The sequence below is a fragment of the Pseudoduganella sp. GW821-FHT11H04 genome (genome assembly GCF_058807935.1).
On sequence record NZ_JBXARE010000016.1, the window covers coordinates 101,286 to 118,051 of the forward strand.

The following is a 16,766-nucleotide window of genomic DNA, read 5'->3' on the forward strand; positions in this document are numbered from 1 at the left end:
CTTTCCCCTAGCGTCTAATCCAGACCCGCAACAGCGACAGCAGCTGCGCGGTATCGATCGGCTTGGCGAGGTAATCACTGGCTCCCGCCTCCAGGCAGTTCTGATGATCGCCCGGCATCGCCTTGGCGGTCATCGCAATGATGGGCAGGTCCTTGTAACGGGCGTCAGCGCGAATGCGGCGCATCGCCTGGTAACCGTCCATCTGCGGCATCATTATATCCATCAATACGGCGTCGATATGATCCTCGCTTGCCAGCTTCTCCAGCGCCTCCAGTCCGTTTTCCGCCTCCACCACCTGCACCCCGCGCTCGCCCAGCAAGCTGGCAAGCGAGAACAGGTTGCGCATATCGTCGTCCGCCACCAGCACTTTGCTGCCGGCCAGTGCAAAAGCTTCCTGCTGCACTCCCCCTACGCCCTGTTCCACGCTGTGCAGAAATAGCTGCACCTCGCTCAGCAGGCGTTCCGGGCTGCGCGTGCCTTTGATGATCACGCTGCGCGCGTAGCGGTTCAACATGCGCAGCTGCTCGCGCGTCAGGTCCTGGCCGGAGTGCACCACCACCGGCAAGTGGCGCAGGCCGGGGGCAACTTGCAGCGCTTCCAGTACTTCGTAGCCGGACATGTCCAGCAGGCCGAGGTCCAGCACCATGCAGTCGAAGTGGCCACGCGCAAGCATGTCCAGCGCCTCGCGGCCAGACTTGGTTCGCACCACTTCGACATCGCGGCCTGCCAGCAGGGCGGCCAGGCTGCTCGATTGCGATTCGTCGTCTTCCACCACCAGCACCCGCTTCAGAGCCCCCACCCAGGCTCGCTCGATGGTGCCGAAGACCTGCTCCAGTTGTTCGGGGCTGACCGGTTTCGTCACCAGCCCCAAAGCTCCCAGGTCTCGTGCTCGCTGGATCTCATCGAGGCAGGAAATGAAGTGCACCGGCAGGTGGCTGGTGCGCTGGTCGGCGCGCAGCTGGCGCATTACCTCCCATCCGTCCATGCGGGCCATCATCACGTCCAGCAGCACGGCGTGCGGAGCCTCCATGCGCGCCAGCTCCAGGCCTTTCTCGCCGTCTTCTGCGACCAGCGGCGTGTAGCCGCGTGCGCGCACAAAATCGGCCAGCAGCGTCGCGAAGAAAGGATCATCCTCGACGATCAGGATGCGGCGCGGGCCGTTCGTCGCCCCGGACGACGCCGCGCCGCCCGTAGCCGGGCCGTCCAAGCCCCCGGCCATAACCGCCCCTGGCTGCAACGGCAGCATCAGAGTAAAGGTGCTGCCTTCCCCCTCCTTGCTATGCAGGTGAAGCGCGCCACCCATGTTGCGCGCCAGCTGCAGCGAAATCGACAAGCCCAGCCCTGTGCCGCCGTAATGACGGCTGATGCTTCCATCCGCCTGCCGGAAAGCCTCAAAGATGGTCACCTGCTTGTCCGCCGGCACACCAATCCCCGTATCGCTTACAGCAAAGGACAACTGCTCGCCGGCGACCGACAAACGCATCACCACACTGCCCTGGTGCGTGAACTTGAGCGCATTGGACAGCAGGTTGCGTAGCACCTGCAAAACACGCTGCCCATCCATCAGCGCCGCCTGTGGCATGCCTGGCAAGCGCTCGATCTGGAAAGCCAGCCCCTTCTGCTGCGCCTGCGGCTGGAACTGCGCCAGCAGCTCCTCGCACATATCCGCCAGCTCTACAGGCTCGATATGCAATTCAACCTTGCCCGCCTCGATCTTCGCCAGGTCCAGGATGTCGTTGATCAGGTTCAGTAAATCGCGCCCCGCATTGTGGATGGTGCCCGCGTAATCGAGCTGGCGCTCATTCAGGTTGCCGGTCTTGTTCTCTTTCAGCAGCGCCGACAGGATCAGCATCGAATTCAGCGGCGTGCGCAGCTCGTGCGACATATTCGCCATGAACTCGCTCTTGTAGGCGCTGACGCGCGCAATCTCCTCACGCTGCCGCTCCAGCAGGTCCGCACGTTCCTCCAGCTCCGAATTGCTTTGCTGGAGTTCCTCCTGCTGCACCCGCAATTCCTCCGCCTGCTGCGCCGTTTCCGTCAGCAAGGCCCGCGTACGCTGGCGCGTGATGTTCACCTCCAGCCCGATCGCGATAGCCTCCGCACACAAGTCGACAAACGCCAGTTCATTGGCGCTGAATTCGCGGAACGTCGCCAACTCCATCACACCCACCATATTGCGACCATGCTGCAGCGGCAGCACCAGCACACAGGAAGGACGCGCATTGCCCAGGGCCGATCCGACCTCCAGGTATCCCGGCGGCACAGCATTTACCAGCACCCGCTTGCCATCGAGGATGGCCTGCCCCGCCAGGCCGTCGCCCGGCACCACCCGCGTAGGATGGCGATCGCCAACCAGGCTGAATCCGGCCAGCAGGCACATGCCTGTGCCCTGCCCTTCATCCACATACAGCGCCCCTACTCTCGCGTCCAAAAGGCCGGCCACGAAATCCAGTATTCGCTGGCCCAGCATGGTCAGCTCCTGCTCGCCGCGCATCACGGTATTGAGCTCATTCTGGCTTGACTTGAGCCAATCGCGCTCACGCTCGGACAGGTTGCTCGCGCGCAGGGCCGCCGTCATCCTGGCAAAGGACTCGTCGAAACTGCGCTGCGACTCGGCCAGCCCCGCCACCGACAGCAGCAAGTCTCCCGCCTCGTCATGCGCCACCCCGGCCAGCTCCAGCTGCGGCAATGGCGCCGGCGTGAAATCGTGCTCCAGGTTCCCGCCCGCCACCGCCTGCACAGCCTCCACATGAGCGGCACGGGATTGGGCCAGCGCCCGCGCCGCATCAAGCGCCCGATGCAACGGCCGCGCCACATTACGCTGGTAGAACACGCGGAGCGCCACCGCCACCAACACCAGTAGGGAACCCACCGCCATCAGCACCCAGCTCGCAATACGGGTCGCACTGGCCGCCTCGCGGATCGAGTCGACTTCCAGCACGCCGCGCACGTCGCCCAGCTTCCAGTCCGTCTTCGGACTTTGCGGATGGCTGTTATGACAGGAGACGCAAGCCTGGACGCTCATACGGTCGGCCAGCGCCACCCGCACCGTGGTGCGGCCATGCAGGGTTTCGGTGCGGGAGAATACGCCGTCCGGCGTTTGCTGCAGGTAGCTCCACGCGTCTTGCGCAAACTGGTCGCTGGGCCGGTCGCGCCGCTGGGGAAAGGGGAAGGGGCTGTAAAGCTTGACCGTGGTGCCGCTGCCCTGCATCAGGGCGCTCAGGTCGTGGATCATGGTGGCCGGCAGCGGGATCGCGTTTTCCTTGTTGCGATAATCCGGGTCCACCTGCATATCGGTCTGCGCCAGCACGCGCGCCGCCACGTTCTCGGTGTAGTACCTGCGCAGCAAAAGGAACTGGCGCACCGTGGCTTGGGCCGAGTCGACCGCATCCCGTTCCGCGTTATCGCTGATCAGGACAGGCAATAATGCTGAAATGACCAGACCGCACCCAGCCAGCAGCAAGCCGATCGGCAAGAACAGCTTCCAGAACAAGCTGCTGGAACGTGCGAGCACGGTCAGTCTCCGCAAGGATGGGTTGTCACCCTATTCTTGCGCGGAAAACTCTCTGAAGCAAGACTACTGACAGTTACTATTTACGCTTGGGACGCAGCTCGATTTCGAACAGCTTCGGCCAGCGCTTGCCGGTCACGAACAGGCGATGCGACTTGGCGTCGTAGGCGATGCCGTTCAGGACATTGTCCACGTCCTTGCCCACCTTGGCGGCGGCCGCCAGTCCACTCAGGTCAATCCAGCCCAGCACATGGCCGCTGAACGGGTCGATGCGGGCGATGCGGTCGGTCTGCCAGACATTGGCGTAAATCTGCCCGTCCACCCATTCCAGCTCATTGATCTGCATCAGCGGCTGGCCGTCGACGGTGACCTTGATGCGGCGCTGCTCACCGAAGGTCTTTGGGTCGATGACGCGGATTTCCGGCGTGCCGTCGCTCATGTACAGGCGCTCGCCGTCGCTGGTCAGGCCCCAGCCCTCCCCCATGTAGTTGAAGGTGCCCTTGATGGCAAAGCTGCCCTGGTCCATCACGTAACCGGCCTGGTTCATCCAGGTAATGCCGACAATGCTGTCGCCATGCGGCGCAATGCCTTCGCCGAATACTTTTTCCGGCAAATCGCGTTTCTGCAGCACTTTGCCGGTCGCCAGTTCCACCTTGCGTACCGAAGACGCGCCGTACTGGCCCGTGCTCTCCCACAGGAAGCCGTCCTTGAAGAACAGGCCCTGGGTAAAGGCTTGCGGATCGTGCGGGTAAGCCGCCTTGATCGAATATCCCTGCACCGGCACGGCTGCCGATGCGATTTGCGCGGCCAGCGCCGCCGCGCCCAGCGCTACAACCTTACGCATCCCACAGGTCTCCGCTGGCGTTGCTGCGCGGCGGGGTGACGCCGAAATGCTGGTACGCCAACGCCGTGGCGACGCGGCCACGCGGCGTGCGTTGCAGGAAGCCCTGCTGGATCAGGTAAGGTTCCAAAACATCCTCGATAGTATCCGCAGCCTCGCCGATGGCGGCCGCCAGGTTGCCGATGCCGACCGGGCCACCGCCGAATTTGTACAGCACCGCCTCCAGCAGCTTGCGGTCCATGACGTCAAAGCCCACGTGGTCGACGTCCAGCATGCGCAGCGCAGCGTCGGCCAGTTCACGCGTGATGTCGCCGTTGCCCTTCACCTCCGCATAGTCGCGCACACGGCGCAGCAGGCGGTTGGCGATACGCGGCGTGCCGCGTGCGCGGCGGGCGATTTCCACCGCGCCGGCGTCGTCGATCTTCGCCTTCAGCAGCGCGGCGCTGCGGGTGACGATCTTCGCCAGTTCATCGGTGGTGTAAAACTCAAGACGCGCTACGATGCCGAAACGGTCGCGCAGGGGGTTGGTCAACATGCCGGCGCGGGTGGTGGCGCCGACCAGGGTGAACGGCTGCAGGTCCAGTTTGACGCTGCGCGCCGCCGGACCCTCGCCGATCATGATGTCGATCTGGTAGTCCTCCAGCGCCGGGTACAGGATCTCCTCGACCACCGGCGATAGGCGGTGAATCTCGTCGATGAACAGGACGTCGTTCGCTTCCAGGTTGGTCAGGATCGCAGCCAGGTCGCCCGGACGCTCCAGCACCGGGCCGGAAGTCTGGCGCAGGTTGACGCCCATTTCACGAGCGATGATGTTGGCCAGCGTGGTCTTGCCCAGACCGGGCGGACCGAACAGCAAAGTATGGTCGAGCGCCTCGCTGCGCTTGCGGGCAGCCGCGATGAAGATTTCCAGCTGGTCGCGGATCTTGGACTGGCCGACGTATTCGTCCAGGTGCTTGGGGCGCAGCGCGCGCTCGATGGCTTCCTCGTTGGGCGAGGTTGGCGCAGCATCGATGATGCGCTGTTCCGTGAAATTGTCGGTTTGAATACTCATGCCAGGTCGTTCAGGATGTCTGGGCATGATTGTACCCGTTATCGCTGCGCGCCCCGCTCAGGAAGCAGCCCGATCTTTTGCAAATGACTATTTGACGTTGGATGCTGCGGCGCTGGCGGTGTCGTTGGCCTTTTTCTGCACGCTGCCGGCGACCTTCTCCGCCTTCTCAAAGCGGTCCTGCGCGTCCGGCTGCTTCTCATTTTTCAGGCCGGTCGCCGTACGCGCCGAACTGGCCGGCCGCATTTTGATCTTGGCCCCCGCCTTGGGCTGGTTCGGCTGCTCCTGCGTAGCGTTTTGCTTATCCTGCGCGAACGCAGCGCCAGCGACGCATGCGGCAATGGTCAACAGCATCAGTTTGTGCAAGTTCATGGCCGATCTCCTAAGTGAGGCTTCATTTCAGTTACGACGATGGCGTCAGGCGGGAACGGATATGCGCGATCGTCCAGCCGAGGGCCGCGCCAACCACCCCGCCGATCAGGGATTGCGGCAAAGCGGTCATACCTTCAGGTTTGCCATCGATCAGGTCCGACAAGTCGATCATGATATACATCGGCCCCATTCCCACACCCAGCGGCACTGTAAGCCACGCAGGCCATTGCCCACGCTGCTGCCAACCGATAACGCCACCGATCCAGCACGACACGGCGACCATGCCTAGCAGCGCACCCAAAATCGCATACGACGTTTTATTTTTCATGGTGCCGGCAACACGAGGCTTGAAGTTGGACAGGTGGGCACTTGACAGAGCCGAATGAGCAGAACACGCAGCAGTCTCCCTTATTTGGCCGCAGCATATTGCCACATGCCTTGCATTCGTAGAAGAACATGCAGGCGTCGTGCGGCATCTGCTCGCTCGCAGTCGCGCCGCAATGCGGACAAGTGATCTCGGAAATCAGGGTCGTCGTTTGCATTCCCTTCTCCAAAGGTGGGCAGTGGTCAGCCTTTTGACAGCGCTTTGAGCGCTTGCTTGATGCCGTCCGAAACCGAGGAACCAGCCGGCACGGTCTTCAGCGCCAGCAAGGCTTCCTTGTCGGAGTAGCCCAGTGCCAGCAGCGCGTTCAGGATGTCGGATTGCGAATCGTGGACCGGGTGTGCGCCGCCGCCGGCGCCGATGTCGGCGCCCAGCTTGCCCTTCAATTCCAGCAGCAGGCGTTCTGCCGTTTTCTTGCCGATGCCGGGGATCTTCACCAGGCGGCCGGCTTCCTGCAGTGTGACGGCTTGTGCCAGGTCGGCGATCGAGAGGCCGGACAGGATCGACAGCGCAGTGCGCGCGCCGATGCCGCTGATCTTGATCAACTGGCGGAACACGGCGCGTTCTTCGGCGTTGCCGAAGCCGAACAGCAGGTGCGCGTCTTCGCGGATCGCCAGGTGGGTGAACAGACTAATTTTTTCGCCGACGCCAGGCAGGTTGTAGAAGGTAGACATCGGCACGTCGACTTCATAGCCGACGCCTTGTACGTCAACCAGCAGTTGCGGGGGATTCTTTTCGAGCAGGATGCCGGTGAGACGTCCGATCATATTGTTCCTTATGAGATTAGCCCACCAGGCGGCCGCGCTTCATGCGCAGGCCTGACAGGGCGGGATGGGCGTTGGTGACAATTGCTAGCGTGGCCTGGCTATTAGCGTGGCAGATTGCGATGCCGAGGGCGTCGGCGGCGTCAGTGCCAGGCAGGCCGGGAAGCGCCAGCAGCCGCGCGACCATGTCCTGCACCTGCGCCTTGGTGGCGCGGCCGGTGCCGACGACGGCTTGCTTCAGCTGGGTCGGGGAGTATTCGGCGACTTTAAGTTCGTGCGTCACCAGTGCGCAGATTGCGGCGCCGCGGGCTTGTCCAAGCAGCAGCGTAGATTGCGGGTTGACGTTGACGAAGACTTTTTCGATTGCGGCGCAATCGGGTTTGTAGGTGGCGGCGACTTGTGCGACGCCGTCGAGGATGACTTTAAGCCGCTGCGGCAGGTCGCCCTCCCCGCTCTTGATGGTGCCGGAGGCGATGTAGCGCAGCTTGTTGCCCACTTTTTGGATAACGCCGAAGCCAGTGGTGCGTAAGCCGGGGTCGATGCCGAGAATGATCATTCCCGGATTGTACGGCAGAACCCGGTAAATCTGGGTCAGACCCGAGGGTCTGACCCTGTCTGCGCACACTTTACGGCCAAAAAAGCACTAGTGACCGTCGAGAAGACCGGGGCTGCCCCTTGGGTCTGCCCCAGGTTTGCCGGGTTTTAGTGGCGGAAGTGGCGGGTGCCGGTGTACAGCATCACCACGCCGCGCTCGTCGGCGGCGTCGATCACTTCCTGGTCGCGCATGGAACCACCTGGGTGGATCACGCAGGTCGCGCCGGCATCAACCACCACATCCAGGCCGTCGCGGAACGGGAAGAATGCATCGGAAGCCACTGCGGAACCTTGCAGCGACAGGCCGGCATTTTGTGCCTTGATGGAAGCGATACGCGCGGAATCGATACGGGACATCTGGCCCGCACCCACGCCCAGGGTCATATTGTTACCGCAGAAGACGATGGCATTCGACTTGACGTACTTCGCCACGCGCCATGCAAACATCAGGTCCGCCAGCTGCTGCTGGGTAGGCTGCAGCTTGGACACTACGCGCACTTCGGAAGGCAGCACGTTCTTGGAGTCGGCCGACTGCACCAGCAGGCCGCCGCCAACGCGCTTGAAGTCCATCGCGTTCACGCCGTCGCCCAGAGGGATTTCCAGCAGACGCACGTTCTGCTTGGCCGACATGATTTGCAGGGCTTCAGCAGTGAAGGAAGGAGCGATCAGCACTTCCACAAACAGCTTGGCCAGTTCGGTAGCAGCTGCGCCGTCCACTTCCACGTTGAAGGCGATGATGCCGCCGAAAGCGGAGGTCGGGTCGGTCTTCAGCGCGCGCTGGTAAGCGTCCAGTGCGTTCGCACCCAGGGCTACGCCGCATGGGTTGGCGTGCTTGATGATCACGCAAGCGGTGGAGCCCATGGACTTCACGCACTCCCACGCTGCATCAGCGTCGGCGATATTGTTGAAGGACAGTTCCTTGCCCTGCAGCTGGCGGTAGTTCGCCAGTGCGCCGGTTACGGGAGCCAGGTCACGGTAGAAGGCAGCCGACTGGTGCGGGTTTTCGCCGTAGCGCATGTCCTGCACTTTTTCGAAGGCCACATTCAGGGTTGCCGGGTAGGCGGAACGGGTCTCGTGCTTACGGTCCGGGCCCAGGCTCGAGAAATAGTTGGTGATGGCGCCATCGTACTGCGCGGTGTGCGCGTAGACTTTCTTGGCCAGGTTGAAGCGGGTTTCGTACGACACGTAGCCAGGGGCGTTGTCGGTACCCTTCATCTCCGCCAGCACCACGCCGTAGTCGGTCGGATCGCAGATCACCACCACGTCCTTGTGGTTCTTAGCAGCGGAGCGCAGCATGGCCGGGCCGCCGATGTCGATGTTCTCGATCGCGTCTTCCAGCGAGCACTCGGCTTTGGCCACGGTCGCCTGGAACGGGTACAGGTTCACCACCACCATGTCGATGGTCGGGATGCTGTGCTCTTCCAGCTTGGCGACGTGCTCAGGGAAATCGCGGCGAGCCAGGATGCCGCCGTGGACTTTCGGGTGCAGCGTCTTCACGCGGCCATCCAGCATTTCCGGGAAGCCGGTGTAGTCGGCCACTTCGGTGACCGGCACGCCGTTATCGGCCAGCAGTTTAGCGGTGCCGCCGGTGGACAGGATGTTGACGCCCATGGCCGACAGGGACTTGGCGAATTCCAGCACGCCGGTCTTGTCGGATACGGAGATGAGAGCTTGTTTGATCATAGCTGTGGGGGGAAGGGTTGTTGAAGTCTGTACAAAATCAACCGGCCCCACGGCCCGTCGCGGCCAATAGGGACCGGGACGCGGAATCAGCCTTACAGCAGGCCGTGTTCCTGTAATTTCTTACGCAAAGTATTTCGGTTAATACCCAGCATCTGGGCGGCGTGCGACTGGTTGCCGTCGGCACGGCCCATCACCACTTCGAGGATAGGACGCTCGACGGTCAACACTACCATGTCGTACACGTTCGAGGCTTGCTGCTCACCCAGGTCATTGAAGTAGTCTTCCAGGCTTTTCTGGACCACTTCTTGAATGCTTTCTTTGCTCATTTTTTATATATCTTGCTAAATTTTTTGCCAGTGCTGGCGCGGCTTACGCAGCCAGCGGTTCTTCGGCGAGGCGGTATTGTAACCGGTCGCCGTACTTCCATTGGGATTCGAAGAAACTGTCGACTGCGCGCAGTTGTTCTGCGGTCGACTCGAGGCGGTTCATCTCTTGACGGAACTCCTCCCCGCCCGGGAGGTCGCGCACGTACCAGCCAATATGCTTGCGCGCGGTGCGCACGCCCAGGAATTCGCCGTAAAAGGCGTAATGGGCCTGCAGGTGTTCGTCCATCAGCTTGCGCACCTCGGCCACCAGCGGCGCCGGCAGGTACTCGCCGGTGCGCAGGAAATGATCGATTTCGCGGAAGATCCATGGGCGCCCCTGGGCGGCGCGGCCGATCATCACGGCGTCGGCGCCGGTCTTGTCGAGCACATAACGCGCTTTTTCAGGGGTAGTGATGTCGCCGTTGGCGACCACTGGGATATTTACTGCAGCCTTGACGGCGGCAATGGTGTCGTATTCGGCATCGCCGGTATAGCCGTCGGCGCGGGTGCGGCCGTGCAGCGTCAGCATCTGGATGCCGGCTTGCTCGGCGATGCGCGCGATGCGCAGGGCGTTCTTGTTCTCTCGGTTCCAGCCGGTGCGGAATTTCAGGGTGACGGGCACGTTCACGGCCGGCACCACCGCCTCCAGGATGCGCTGGACCAGGTCTTCGTGCTGCAACAGGGCGGAGCCGCACCAGTTGTTGCAGACCTTTTTCACCGGGCAGCCCATATTGATATCGATGATCTGGGCGCCGCGGTCGACATTGAACTTGGCGCAATCGGCCAGTTCTTCCGGCACCGCGCCGGCGATCTGCACCGCCTTCGGTTCCATTTCCCCGGTGTGGTCGGTACGGCGCGACGACTTCTCGCTGGCCCAAAGCCGCGGGTTCGAAGCGGCCATCTCGGACACGGCATAACCCGCACCCAGTTCCTTGCACAATTGGCGGAACGGGCGGTCCGTCACACCTGCCATAGGCGCGACAAAGACGTTATTGCGGAGCTCGTGAGGTCCGATATTCACTTAGTAAATCCGTAAGACAGTGCGGGAAAGGGGGCTATTTTAACCGATCTACTGCCCAAAAACTAAGCACTATTTTTTGCGGCTTATGCAACCCTGGTTTTGGCGGGTTTTGACTCTGTGCCGGCCTGTCACCGTGGCAGGTATATGTGGTAAGGTAACTGTTGTTGTAAATCAAACATTCAGAATTGATAAGCCTCCCGTTATGATTTCCCGCCTCTCCTGCGCCCTGCTGCTGGCATTCGCCGCCGCAGCACATGTTTCCGTTCACGCCGGCGAATCGCCTGCCACCGGCACCAGTGCTGAAAAGCAAGATCAGTCACATACACGCGATTTGTGGGCGATCATCGACGCCGAGTACCTGTTTGAGTTCCTGACGAAGCCGCGCCCGGTTGCGCCCAACGATTTCGAACAGGAGTTCATGGCCGCGTTCCGGGCGCAAGCCACCCGCGAAGAGACAATGCGCCGGCTTGCACCGGCCTTGGGCAAGGAAATCCCTCCACTCCTGGCTGCACAGTTGGAACGCCAGATGAACAATGCCGTCTTCCGGAAGCGCGTCATGCAAAACCTGAACAATATGGGCAACCCGGCTGCCAGCAGCATGCCCACCTACTTCACGAACCAGGAATTACAAACGCTGCGCCGCATTGACGACAGTCCGGCGATGGCCCAGTACCGCGCTCTGCAGCCAAAGCTGCAAGCTGTGGTCCGCGAGGTGATTGGGCGCTGGTCGACCGACTACGCGGCACAGTTGAATGGCAAGGCCGCCGACGCTATCGAGCAAGTCGAGAAAGACCTGATCGCGGCACGCGACGCAAACGACGGTCGCACGATCAAAATCCGCACCATCGGCTTCGCACCATGGGACCAGGTCATTGACGCCTATGGCCAGTGCGCAATACGGTTCGCAAACGCTGTTGCGCAACAGGACGCGGCAATGCTCAAGCTCCAGTACAGTGAATTCTTGCAGCCGACCTATCTGGCGGACAAGCAGCACGTCGAGCAAGCTCCCGGCGTGATCGACCAGTCCGAAGCTATTCTGGAATCCACTGTGACCGAGTTGAACGCAGCCGTCCGCGAACGCGAACTAGCGGTCGGCAAGAGCTCGATGGTCAAATCCCAGCGCCTCAAAAAGCAATACGAAGATGGGATCGCCAGCCTGTATGCCTACGTTGGCGACTACAGCGAAGCGGCCCGCCTCCAGCTGGCCCAGCACCGCCAGGTAGTGGCCTTCATGCAAGCGCAGAACGGCAATTTTTCGGTGCAGGATGGGAAGGTCGCATTCAGAACGGAGGAAGTGCGCGAGCAGGCAATCAAATTGTTCGGCAAGCTGGACGAGGCCCAGCAACGCCTGCAAAAGCTGAATGCGGACCGCGCGAGCCGGGACGAGAATGCCCTGAGCAAGCTGCGCGCCTTGTCCAAGCCATAGGGATTAGACGATATCGTCGCGCGCGGCGGTCTCCAAATGGGCGGACTCGCCCCATTGTTCCAGCGCCAGCCTGCCTTCGCTGAACGAAAAGCGGTTAATGCTGGCGTTCTTGACCTGGAAATCGCGAGGGCCGTCGATCGACAGCCCGCGGGCGGCGCGATATGCGCATTCCAGCACGCCGCCGTGGGCGACGATCAGAATGGATTGCTGCGGGTAACGCTCGGCCCAGCGCGCGATGCCTTCCTGGCAGCGCTGGTAAAACTGGCGGAAGCTTTCGGCCACGCGTTCACCGGCCGGCATCACGGCATCCACATCCCGAGCCTGCCATTCAGCGAATTCAACCGGGTAGCGTTCGGCGATCTCTGTATATAAGTGGCCTTCGAAAACACCGTAACCGCGCTCGCGCAGGCCGGGGTCTGTGTGCAGGGGCACATGAGCGTGGCGGGCCGCCACCGCTTGCGCGGTCTGCATCGCGCGGCACAGGTCGCTGGAGATGATTGCATCAAGCGGCTCGCCAGCCAGCGAGCGGGCCAGTGCTTCGGCCTGGCGCTCGCCTTCTTCATTCAGCGGAATATCGGTGTGGCCTTGCAGGCGGCGCACGGCGTTCCACGCGGTTTCGCCGTGGCGGATCAACAGGATTCTTGTCATTCAAAAAGCGAGTAACTGCCGATTACCTGCGCCTCGTCGAGGATATGGCCGTGGATGGCTTTCAGCACGTCCTGGCAGGTGAAGCGGCCTTCCGGCTCCAGGCGCGGGGTGTCCAGCGCGTAGAGGCGGAAAACATAGTGGTGGGTGCGCTCGTCGTTCCATGGCGGGCATGGGCCGTCGTAGCCGTAATAGTCGCCGGCCATCTCCATGTCGCTGGCGAACCAGCCGGTGTAGTCGTTGATACCGTGGCGCAGCGGCGCTGGCAGGCTGGCTGGTTTGCCTTTGGGCGTGACTTCTTTGGAGAATTCGCCGGCGGCAATGCTGGTACGGGTGGTTGGGATATCAACCAGGGACCAGTGATAGAAGTCCGCGCGCGGCATGCTGGCCGGGAGCGTTTGGCCCTCCTGGTTGACGTGCGTGCCGTCTGTCGGTGCGTCGCCGTCGATGCAGAGCAAGACCAGCGATTCGGTGCCGGAAGGGACTTCGGACCAGGCCAGGTGGGGGTTCTTGTTGGCGGACAGGTGCACTTTGGTGGCCTTGTCGGGCACGGCAAAGGCAAACTCGCCGGGGATGGCGGCGCCATCCTTGAAGGAATCGCTCCAGATTTTCATCTTTATCTCCCAGCTTGCTTTTTTTGAAACCCGGCAAACCAGGGTCTGACCCGCAGGGTCAGACCCTGTCCGTTCATCTTCCAGAGGTGTTGGTTCTAGTCTTTTGATTTTCGACGAAGATCAAAAGCCAAGACCCAAGCCCCGTGGCGGTGATCTGACTGGGTCTGCCCCTGCGGGTCAGACCCCGGTTTACCGGGTTTTATTTAGGATTCACCTGCAACCAAAACGTCACCGGCCCATCATTGGTCAGCGACACCTTCATATCCGCCCCAAACACGCCAGTACCAACGACAGCGTGCTTCGCGCGAGCCTGCGCAACAAAATACTCAAACAAACGCTTGCCGTCGGCCGGCGCAGCCGCCGGGCTGAACGAAGGCCGGGTCCCCGAATTGGTATCCGCCGCCAAGGTGAACTGCGGCACCAGCAGCAGCCCGCCCGCAACATCCGTCACCGACTTATTCATTTTGCCAGCATCATCGGAAAACACGCGATACGTCAGAAGCTTGGCCAACAGCTGCTCAGCCTCCTTCTCCGTATCGCCTTTCTCCGCGCATACCAGCACCATCAAGCCGCCGTCGATGGCGCCAGTAGTCTCGCCATCGACTACGACTTTGGCGGAAGACACCCGCTGCAGCAGCCCGATCATGCCGACAAAGTCACTTTAGCAAATTTACGCTTACCGACCTGCATCACGAAGGTGCCTGCCTCAATTTTCAGCGCCTTGTCGGAGATAACGGTACCGTCAATCCTCACGCCGCCCTGGTCGATCATGCGCAGCGCCTCCGAAGTCGACGCGCACAGGTTCGCCTGCTTCAGCAGCTGGCCGATACCGACCGGCGCGCCGGACAGGGCAACTTCCGGCACGTCGTCCGGAATACCGCCCTTGGAACGGTTCACGAAGTCCGCCAGCGCATCCTCCGCCGCCTGGCGCGAGTGGAAGCGTTCCACGATTTCCTGCGCCAACGCCACTTTTGCGTCGCGCGGGTTCGCGCCGCCCTCGATCGCCTTCTTCAGGCCGGCGATGTGCTCGATCGACTGCCACGACAGCAGGTCGTAGTAGCGCCACATCATCACGTCCGAGATCGACATCACCTTGGCGAACATGGTGTTGGCCGGCTCGGTGATACCTATATAGTTGTTCTTGGACTTGGACATCTTCTCGACGCCATCCAGGCCCTCCAGCAGTGGCATGGTCAGGATGCACTGCTGCTCCTGGCCATAATCCTTCTGCAACTCGCGGCCAACCAGCAGGTTGAACTTCTGGTCGGTACCACCCAGTTCCAGGTCAGCCTTCAACGCCACCGAGTCGTAACCCTGCATCAGCGGGTACAGGAACTCGTGGACCGAAATCGGGGTGCCGTTCTTGAAGCGCTTGGAAAAATCGTCGCGCTCCATCATGCGCGCCACGGTGTAGCGCGAGGACAGCTGGATCATGCCGCGCGCGCCCAACGGATCGCACCACTCCGAGTTGTAGCGGATTTCGGTCTTGGCCGCATCCAGCACCAGCGAAGCTTGCTTAAAGTAAGTCTGTGCATTGAGCTCGATCTGCTCGCGGGTCAGCGGCGGACGGGTCACGTTACGGCCCGACGGGTCGCCGATCATGGAAGTGAAGTCGCCGATCAGGAAAATCACCTGGTGGCCCAGGTTCTGCAGCTGGCGCATCTTGTTCAGCACCACGGTGTGTCCCAGGTGCAAGTCAGGAGCCGTAGGATCCAGGCCCAATTTGATGCGCAGCGGCACGCCAGTCTTTTCCGAACGCGCCAGCTTTTGAGCGAACTCGCTTTCGATAATGAGCTCGTCCACACCGCGTTTGGTGATGGCGAGGGCTTCCTGCACGGCATCGCTCAAAGGCAGCTTTTTGTTGTCTGTATCCATTTTTCCCGAAAATTTCTCAAATTGTTGGCACGGCCCAGGACTTTGTTATAATGCCCGATCCCATCAATCTTGCCCGATGAAAACGAATTAAATCAACAACTTAGAACAAAATACCAAGAATCCTAAAAGTTCAAGCGGCAAATTTTAACTGATTGCATGAACCCTATAAACAAGTTCACAAGCTCACGCTTGCACAATCTGCTCGGTTCGACGCGAAAGTCGCGAATCATTAGCGCATCGGCGATCTTCCTCGCCGTATGCGCTTTTGGCGCTGCTGGCGTGGCTCCGCTCGCCCCTGACGCGAGCGACCTGCCCGTGAAGACCATTGCCCAGGATATCCAGCTACCTGATTTGTCCTCGCAGATTTCCGCCCTGCAAAAGCAAGAAGCCACCCAGACCTACGTTCACGAAGAAAAAATTCGCGCCGGCGACACGCTCGCGACTTTGCTGAACCGCCTGGGCGTGGAAGACGACGCTGCAGAAACCTTCATCAAGAAAGACAAGACCGCGCGCGCCATTATGCAGCTGCGCAGCGGCAAACGCGTGCAGGCGCAGACCGACGAAGACGGCAACCTGCTGTGGCTGAAAGCCACCGTTGTGGACGGCAAAGACAATCCCGTCAAGAATATTATGGTGTCGCGCTCCGGCGACGCCGAATTCACGGCCGAAGAAACGGCCGCGAAACTGGAACGCCGCGTTGAGATGCGCGCGCGCGAAATCACCAGCACCCTGTATGCCGCGACCGACTCCAACTCCGACGGCAGCAGCCTGCCCGACACCATCGTCGCGCAGATCATTGAAATGTTCTCCACCAACATCGACTTCCGTTCCGACCTGAAACGCGGCGACCGATTCAATGTGGTGTACGAAACCTTCTGGCAGGACGGCGAGTTCGTGCGCGCCGGCCGCATTCTGGCCGGTGAATTCACCAACAAGGGCACCACCTACCAGAGCGTGTGGTTTGAAGACCCGCAGACCAAATCGGGCGGCGGCTACTTCAGCTTCGACGGCAAATCGCTGAAGAAAGCGTTCCTGAAATCGCCGCTGGAATTCTCGCGTATTTCCTCCGGCTTCGGCATGCGCTCGCACCCGATCTCGGGCAACTGGAAACAGCACAAAGGCACCGACTTCGCAGCAGCGACCGGCACCCCGATCCGCGCAGCCGGTGACGGCGTGATCGACTTCGCCGGCGTGCAAGGCGGTTACGGCAACGTGGTCGTGATCAAGCACTGGGCCAACTACACCACCGCCTACGCCCACATGAGCCGCTTCGGCTCCGGTATGAAAAAAGGCGCCAAGGTAAGCCAGGGCGACATCATTGGCTACGTCGGCACCACCGGCTGGTCCACCGGCGCCCACCTGCACTACGAATTCCGCGTGGCAGGCGAAGCCAAAGACCCAGGAAAGCTCAACATCACCGCCCAAGCACCTTTGACCACGGCCGAACTGGCCCGCTTCAAATTCGTGGCCGGCGACATGATCCACCGCTTCGCCCTGCTGCGCCCAAACGACAAAACCAGCACCCTCGCTGCTAAATAAAAAGTCGGGGTCAGGTCGAAATCGGAGCAGGTCGAACCAAGGACGCAACCTTTATGGTTGTCGACCGCGTTCGTATCCAGTGCCGC

17 protein-coding genes are annotated in these 16,766 nt (G+C 61.4%); 2 read left to right on the top strand and 15 right to left on the bottom strand.

Going from position 1 to position 16,766, the window contains the following annotated elements; translation table 11 throughout:
- Window positions 1-7: 7 nt before the first annotated feature.
- The 11 genes from AC1RTP_RS24850 to dusB all read right to left on the bottom strand — a co-directional run bounded on the left by AC1RTP_RS24850 (window position 8) and on the right by dusB (window position 10,581).
- Window positions 8-3,514 carry a response regulator gene (locus tag AC1RTP_RS24850; protein ID WP_498611323.1) on the bottom strand — a complete coding sequence of 1,169 codons (3,507 nt, stop codon included), beginning with the start codon at window positions 3,512-3,514 and terminating at the stop codon, window positions 8-10.
- A gap of 76 nt (window positions 3,515-3,590) precedes the next feature.
- Window positions 3,591-4,355 carry a glutaminyl-peptide cyclotransferase gene (locus tag AC1RTP_RS24855; protein WP_498611324.1) on the bottom strand — a complete coding sequence of 255 codons (765 nt, stop codon included), beginning with the start codon at window positions 4,353-4,355 and terminating at the stop codon, window positions 3,591-3,593.
- Window positions 4,348-5,403, bottom strand: a complete 1,056-nt coding sequence (gene ruvB, locus AC1RTP_RS24860; RefSeq protein ID WP_498611325.1) for a Holliday junction branch migration DNA helicase RuvB — start codon at window positions 5,401-5,403, stop codon at window positions 4,348-4,350. The genes AC1RTP_RS24855 and ruvB overlap by 8 nt, the downstream gene beginning before the upstream one ends.
- An 87-nt stretch (window positions 5,404-5,490) precedes the next feature.
- Window positions 5,491-5,772: a hypothetical protein gene (locus AC1RTP_RS24865; RefSeq protein WP_498611326.1), complete on the bottom strand. Its 282-nt coding sequence runs from the start codon at window positions 5,770-5,772 to the stop codon at window positions 5,491-5,493.
- 31 nt (window positions 5,773-5,803) lie between these two features.
- Window positions 5,804-6,100, bottom strand: a complete 297-nt coding sequence (locus AC1RTP_RS24870) for a hypothetical protein (RefSeq protein WP_498611327.1) — start codon at window positions 6,098-6,100, stop codon at window positions 5,804-5,806.
- Window positions 6,090-6,314, bottom strand: a complete 225-nt coding sequence (locus AC1RTP_RS24875; protein WP_498611328.1) for a GDCCVxC domain-containing (seleno)protein — start codon at window positions 6,312-6,314, stop codon at window positions 6,090-6,092. Before AC1RTP_RS24875 ends, AC1RTP_RS24870 begins: the two co-directional genes overlap by 11 nt.
- A 25-nt stretch (window positions 6,315-6,339) precedes the next feature.
- Complete coding sequence (gene ruvA, locus AC1RTP_RS24880) at window positions 6,340-6,921, bottom strand: Holliday junction branch migration protein RuvA (RefSeq protein ID WP_498611329.1); 582 nt, start codon at window positions 6,919-6,921, stop codon at window positions 6,340-6,342.
- A 16-nt stretch (window positions 6,922-6,937) separates the two neighbouring features.
- Window positions 6,938-7,474, bottom strand: a complete 537-nt coding sequence (gene ruvC, locus AC1RTP_RS24885; protein WP_498611330.1) for a crossover junction endodeoxyribonuclease RuvC — start codon at window positions 7,472-7,474, stop codon at window positions 6,938-6,940.
- A gap of 146 nt (window positions 7,475-7,620) precedes the next feature.
- Complete coding sequence (gene purH / locus AC1RTP_RS24890) at window positions 7,621-9,195, bottom strand: bifunctional phosphoribosylaminoimidazolecarboxamide formyltransferase/IMP cyclohydrolase (protein WP_498611331.1); 1,575 nt, start codon at window positions 9,193-9,195, stop codon at window positions 7,621-7,623.
- A gap of 92 nt (window positions 9,196-9,287) precedes the next feature.
- Complete coding sequence (locus AC1RTP_RS24895; RefSeq protein ID WP_342118768.1) at window positions 9,288-9,521, bottom strand: helix-turn-helix domain-containing protein; 234 nt, start codon at window positions 9,519-9,521, stop codon at window positions 9,288-9,290.
- A gap of 43 nt (window positions 9,522-9,564) precedes the next feature.
- On the bottom strand, window positions 9,565-10,581 hold the full coding sequence (gene dusB / locus AC1RTP_RS24900; protein ID WP_498611332.1) for a tRNA dihydrouridine synthase DusB: 1,017 nt from the start codon (window positions 10,579-10,581) through the stop codon (window positions 9,565-9,567).
- A 202-nt stretch (window positions 10,582-10,783) separates the two neighbouring features.
- Here dusB and AC1RTP_RS24905 point away from each other — a divergent pair, with 202 nt between their 5' ends.
- Window positions 10,784-12,007 (top strand): hypothetical protein, encoded by a 1,224-nt coding sequence (locus tag AC1RTP_RS24905; protein WP_498611333.1) that lies wholly within the window; start codon window positions 10,784-10,786, stop codon window positions 12,005-12,007.
- Between the two features lie 3 nt (window positions 12,008-12,010).
- Here AC1RTP_RS24905 and AC1RTP_RS24910 read toward each other — a convergent pair whose 3' ends face one another.
- The 4 genes from AC1RTP_RS24910 to tyrS form a co-directional block, all read right to left on the bottom strand.
- The gene (locus tag AC1RTP_RS24910; protein WP_498611334.1) at window positions 12,011-12,655 is read right to left on the bottom strand and encodes a histidine phosphatase family protein; all 645 of its coding nucleotides are present in this window, start codon (window positions 12,653-12,655) and stop codon (window positions 12,011-12,013) included.
- Window positions 12,652-13,266, bottom strand: coding sequence for a YbhB/YbcL family Raf kinase inhibitor-like protein (locus tag AC1RTP_RS24915; RefSeq protein WP_498611335.1), 615 nt, complete (start codon window positions 13,264-13,266; stop codon window positions 12,652-12,654). Before AC1RTP_RS24915 ends, AC1RTP_RS24910 begins: the two co-directional genes overlap by 4 nt.
- Window positions 13,267-13,465: 199 nt before the next feature.
- The gene (dtd, locus tag AC1RTP_RS24920) at window positions 13,466-13,912 is read right to left on the bottom strand and encodes a D-aminoacyl-tRNA deacylase (protein WP_498611336.1); all 447 of its coding nucleotides are present in this window, start codon (window positions 13,910-13,912) and stop codon (window positions 13,466-13,468) included.
- Entirely contained in the window at window positions 13,909-15,141 is a 1,233-nt protein-coding gene (gene tyrS / locus AC1RTP_RS24925; protein WP_498611337.1) for a tyrosine--tRNA ligase, read from the bottom strand. Before tyrS ends, dtd begins: the two co-directional genes overlap by 4 nt.
- Window positions 15,142-15,297: 156 nt before the next feature.
- On the opposite strand from tyrS, the gene AC1RTP_RS24930 reads away from it, so the two are divergent.
- Window positions 15,298-16,680 (top strand): M23 family metallopeptidase, encoded by a 1,383-nt coding sequence (locus tag AC1RTP_RS24930; RefSeq protein ID WP_498611338.1) that lies wholly within the window; start codon window positions 15,298-15,300, stop codon window positions 16,678-16,680.
- The last annotated feature ends 86 nt before the right edge of the window (window positions 16,681-16,766 follow it).

Excerpts from the sequence above, each read along its gene's own strand:
- purH (WP_498611331.1), bottom strand. The coding sequence starts at position 9,195 with ATGATCAAACAAGCTCTCATCTCCGTATCCGACAAGACCGGCGTGCTG.
- dtd (WP_498611336.1), bottom strand. The coding sequence starts at position 13,912 with ATGATCGGGCTGCTGCAGCGGGTGTCTTCCGCCAAAGTCGTAGTCGAT.
- tyrS (WP_498611337.1), bottom strand. The coding sequence starts at position 15,141 with ATGGATACAGACAACAAAAAGCTGCCTTTGAGCGATGCCGTGCAGGAA.
- AC1RTP_RS24910 (WP_498611334.1), bottom strand. The coding sequence starts at position 12,655 with ATGACAAGAATCCTGTTGATCCGCCACGGCGAAACCGCGTGGAACGCC.
- ruvA (WP_498611329.1), bottom strand. The coding sequence starts at position 6,921 with ATGATCGGACGTCTCACCGGCATCCTGCTCGAAAAGAATCCCCCGCAA.
- AC1RTP_RS24895 (WP_342118768.1), bottom strand. The coding sequence starts at position 9,521 with ATGAGCAAAGAAAGCATTCAAGAAGTGGTCCAGAAAAGCCTGGAAGAC.
- ruvB (WP_498611325.1), bottom strand. The coding sequence starts at position 5,403 with ATGAGTATTCAAACCGACAATTTCACGGAACAGCGCATCATCGATGCT.
- AC1RTP_RS24915 (WP_498611335.1), bottom strand. The coding sequence starts at position 13,266 with ATGAAAATCTGGAGCGATTCCTTCAAGGATGGCGCCGCCATCCCCGGC.
- AC1RTP_RS24930 (WP_498611338.1), top strand. The coding sequence starts at position 15,298 with ATGAACCCTATAAACAAGTTCACAAGCTCACGCTTGCACAATCTGCTC.
- AC1RTP_RS24875 (WP_498611328.1), bottom strand. The coding sequence starts at position 6,314 with ATGCAAACGACGACCCTGATTTCCGAGATCACTTGTCCGCATTGCGGC.
- ruvC (WP_498611330.1), bottom strand. The coding sequence starts at position 7,474 with ATGATCATTCTCGGCATCGACCCCGGCTTACGCACCACTGGCTTCGGC.
- AC1RTP_RS24855 (WP_498611324.1), bottom strand. The coding sequence starts at position 4,355 with ATGCGTAAGGTTGTAGCGCTGGGCGCGGCGGCGCTGGCCGCGCAAATC.
- AC1RTP_RS24870 (WP_498611327.1), bottom strand. The coding sequence starts at position 6,100 with ATGAAAAATAAAACGTCGTATGCGATTTTGGGTGCGCTGCTAGGCATG.
- AC1RTP_RS24905 (WP_498611333.1), top strand. The coding sequence starts at position 10,784 with ATGATTTCCCGCCTCTCCTGCGCCCTGCTGCTGGCATTCGCCGCCGCA.
- AC1RTP_RS24865 (WP_498611326.1), bottom strand. The coding sequence starts at position 5,772 with ATGAACTTGCACAAACTGATGCTGTTGACCATTGCCGCATGCGTCGCT.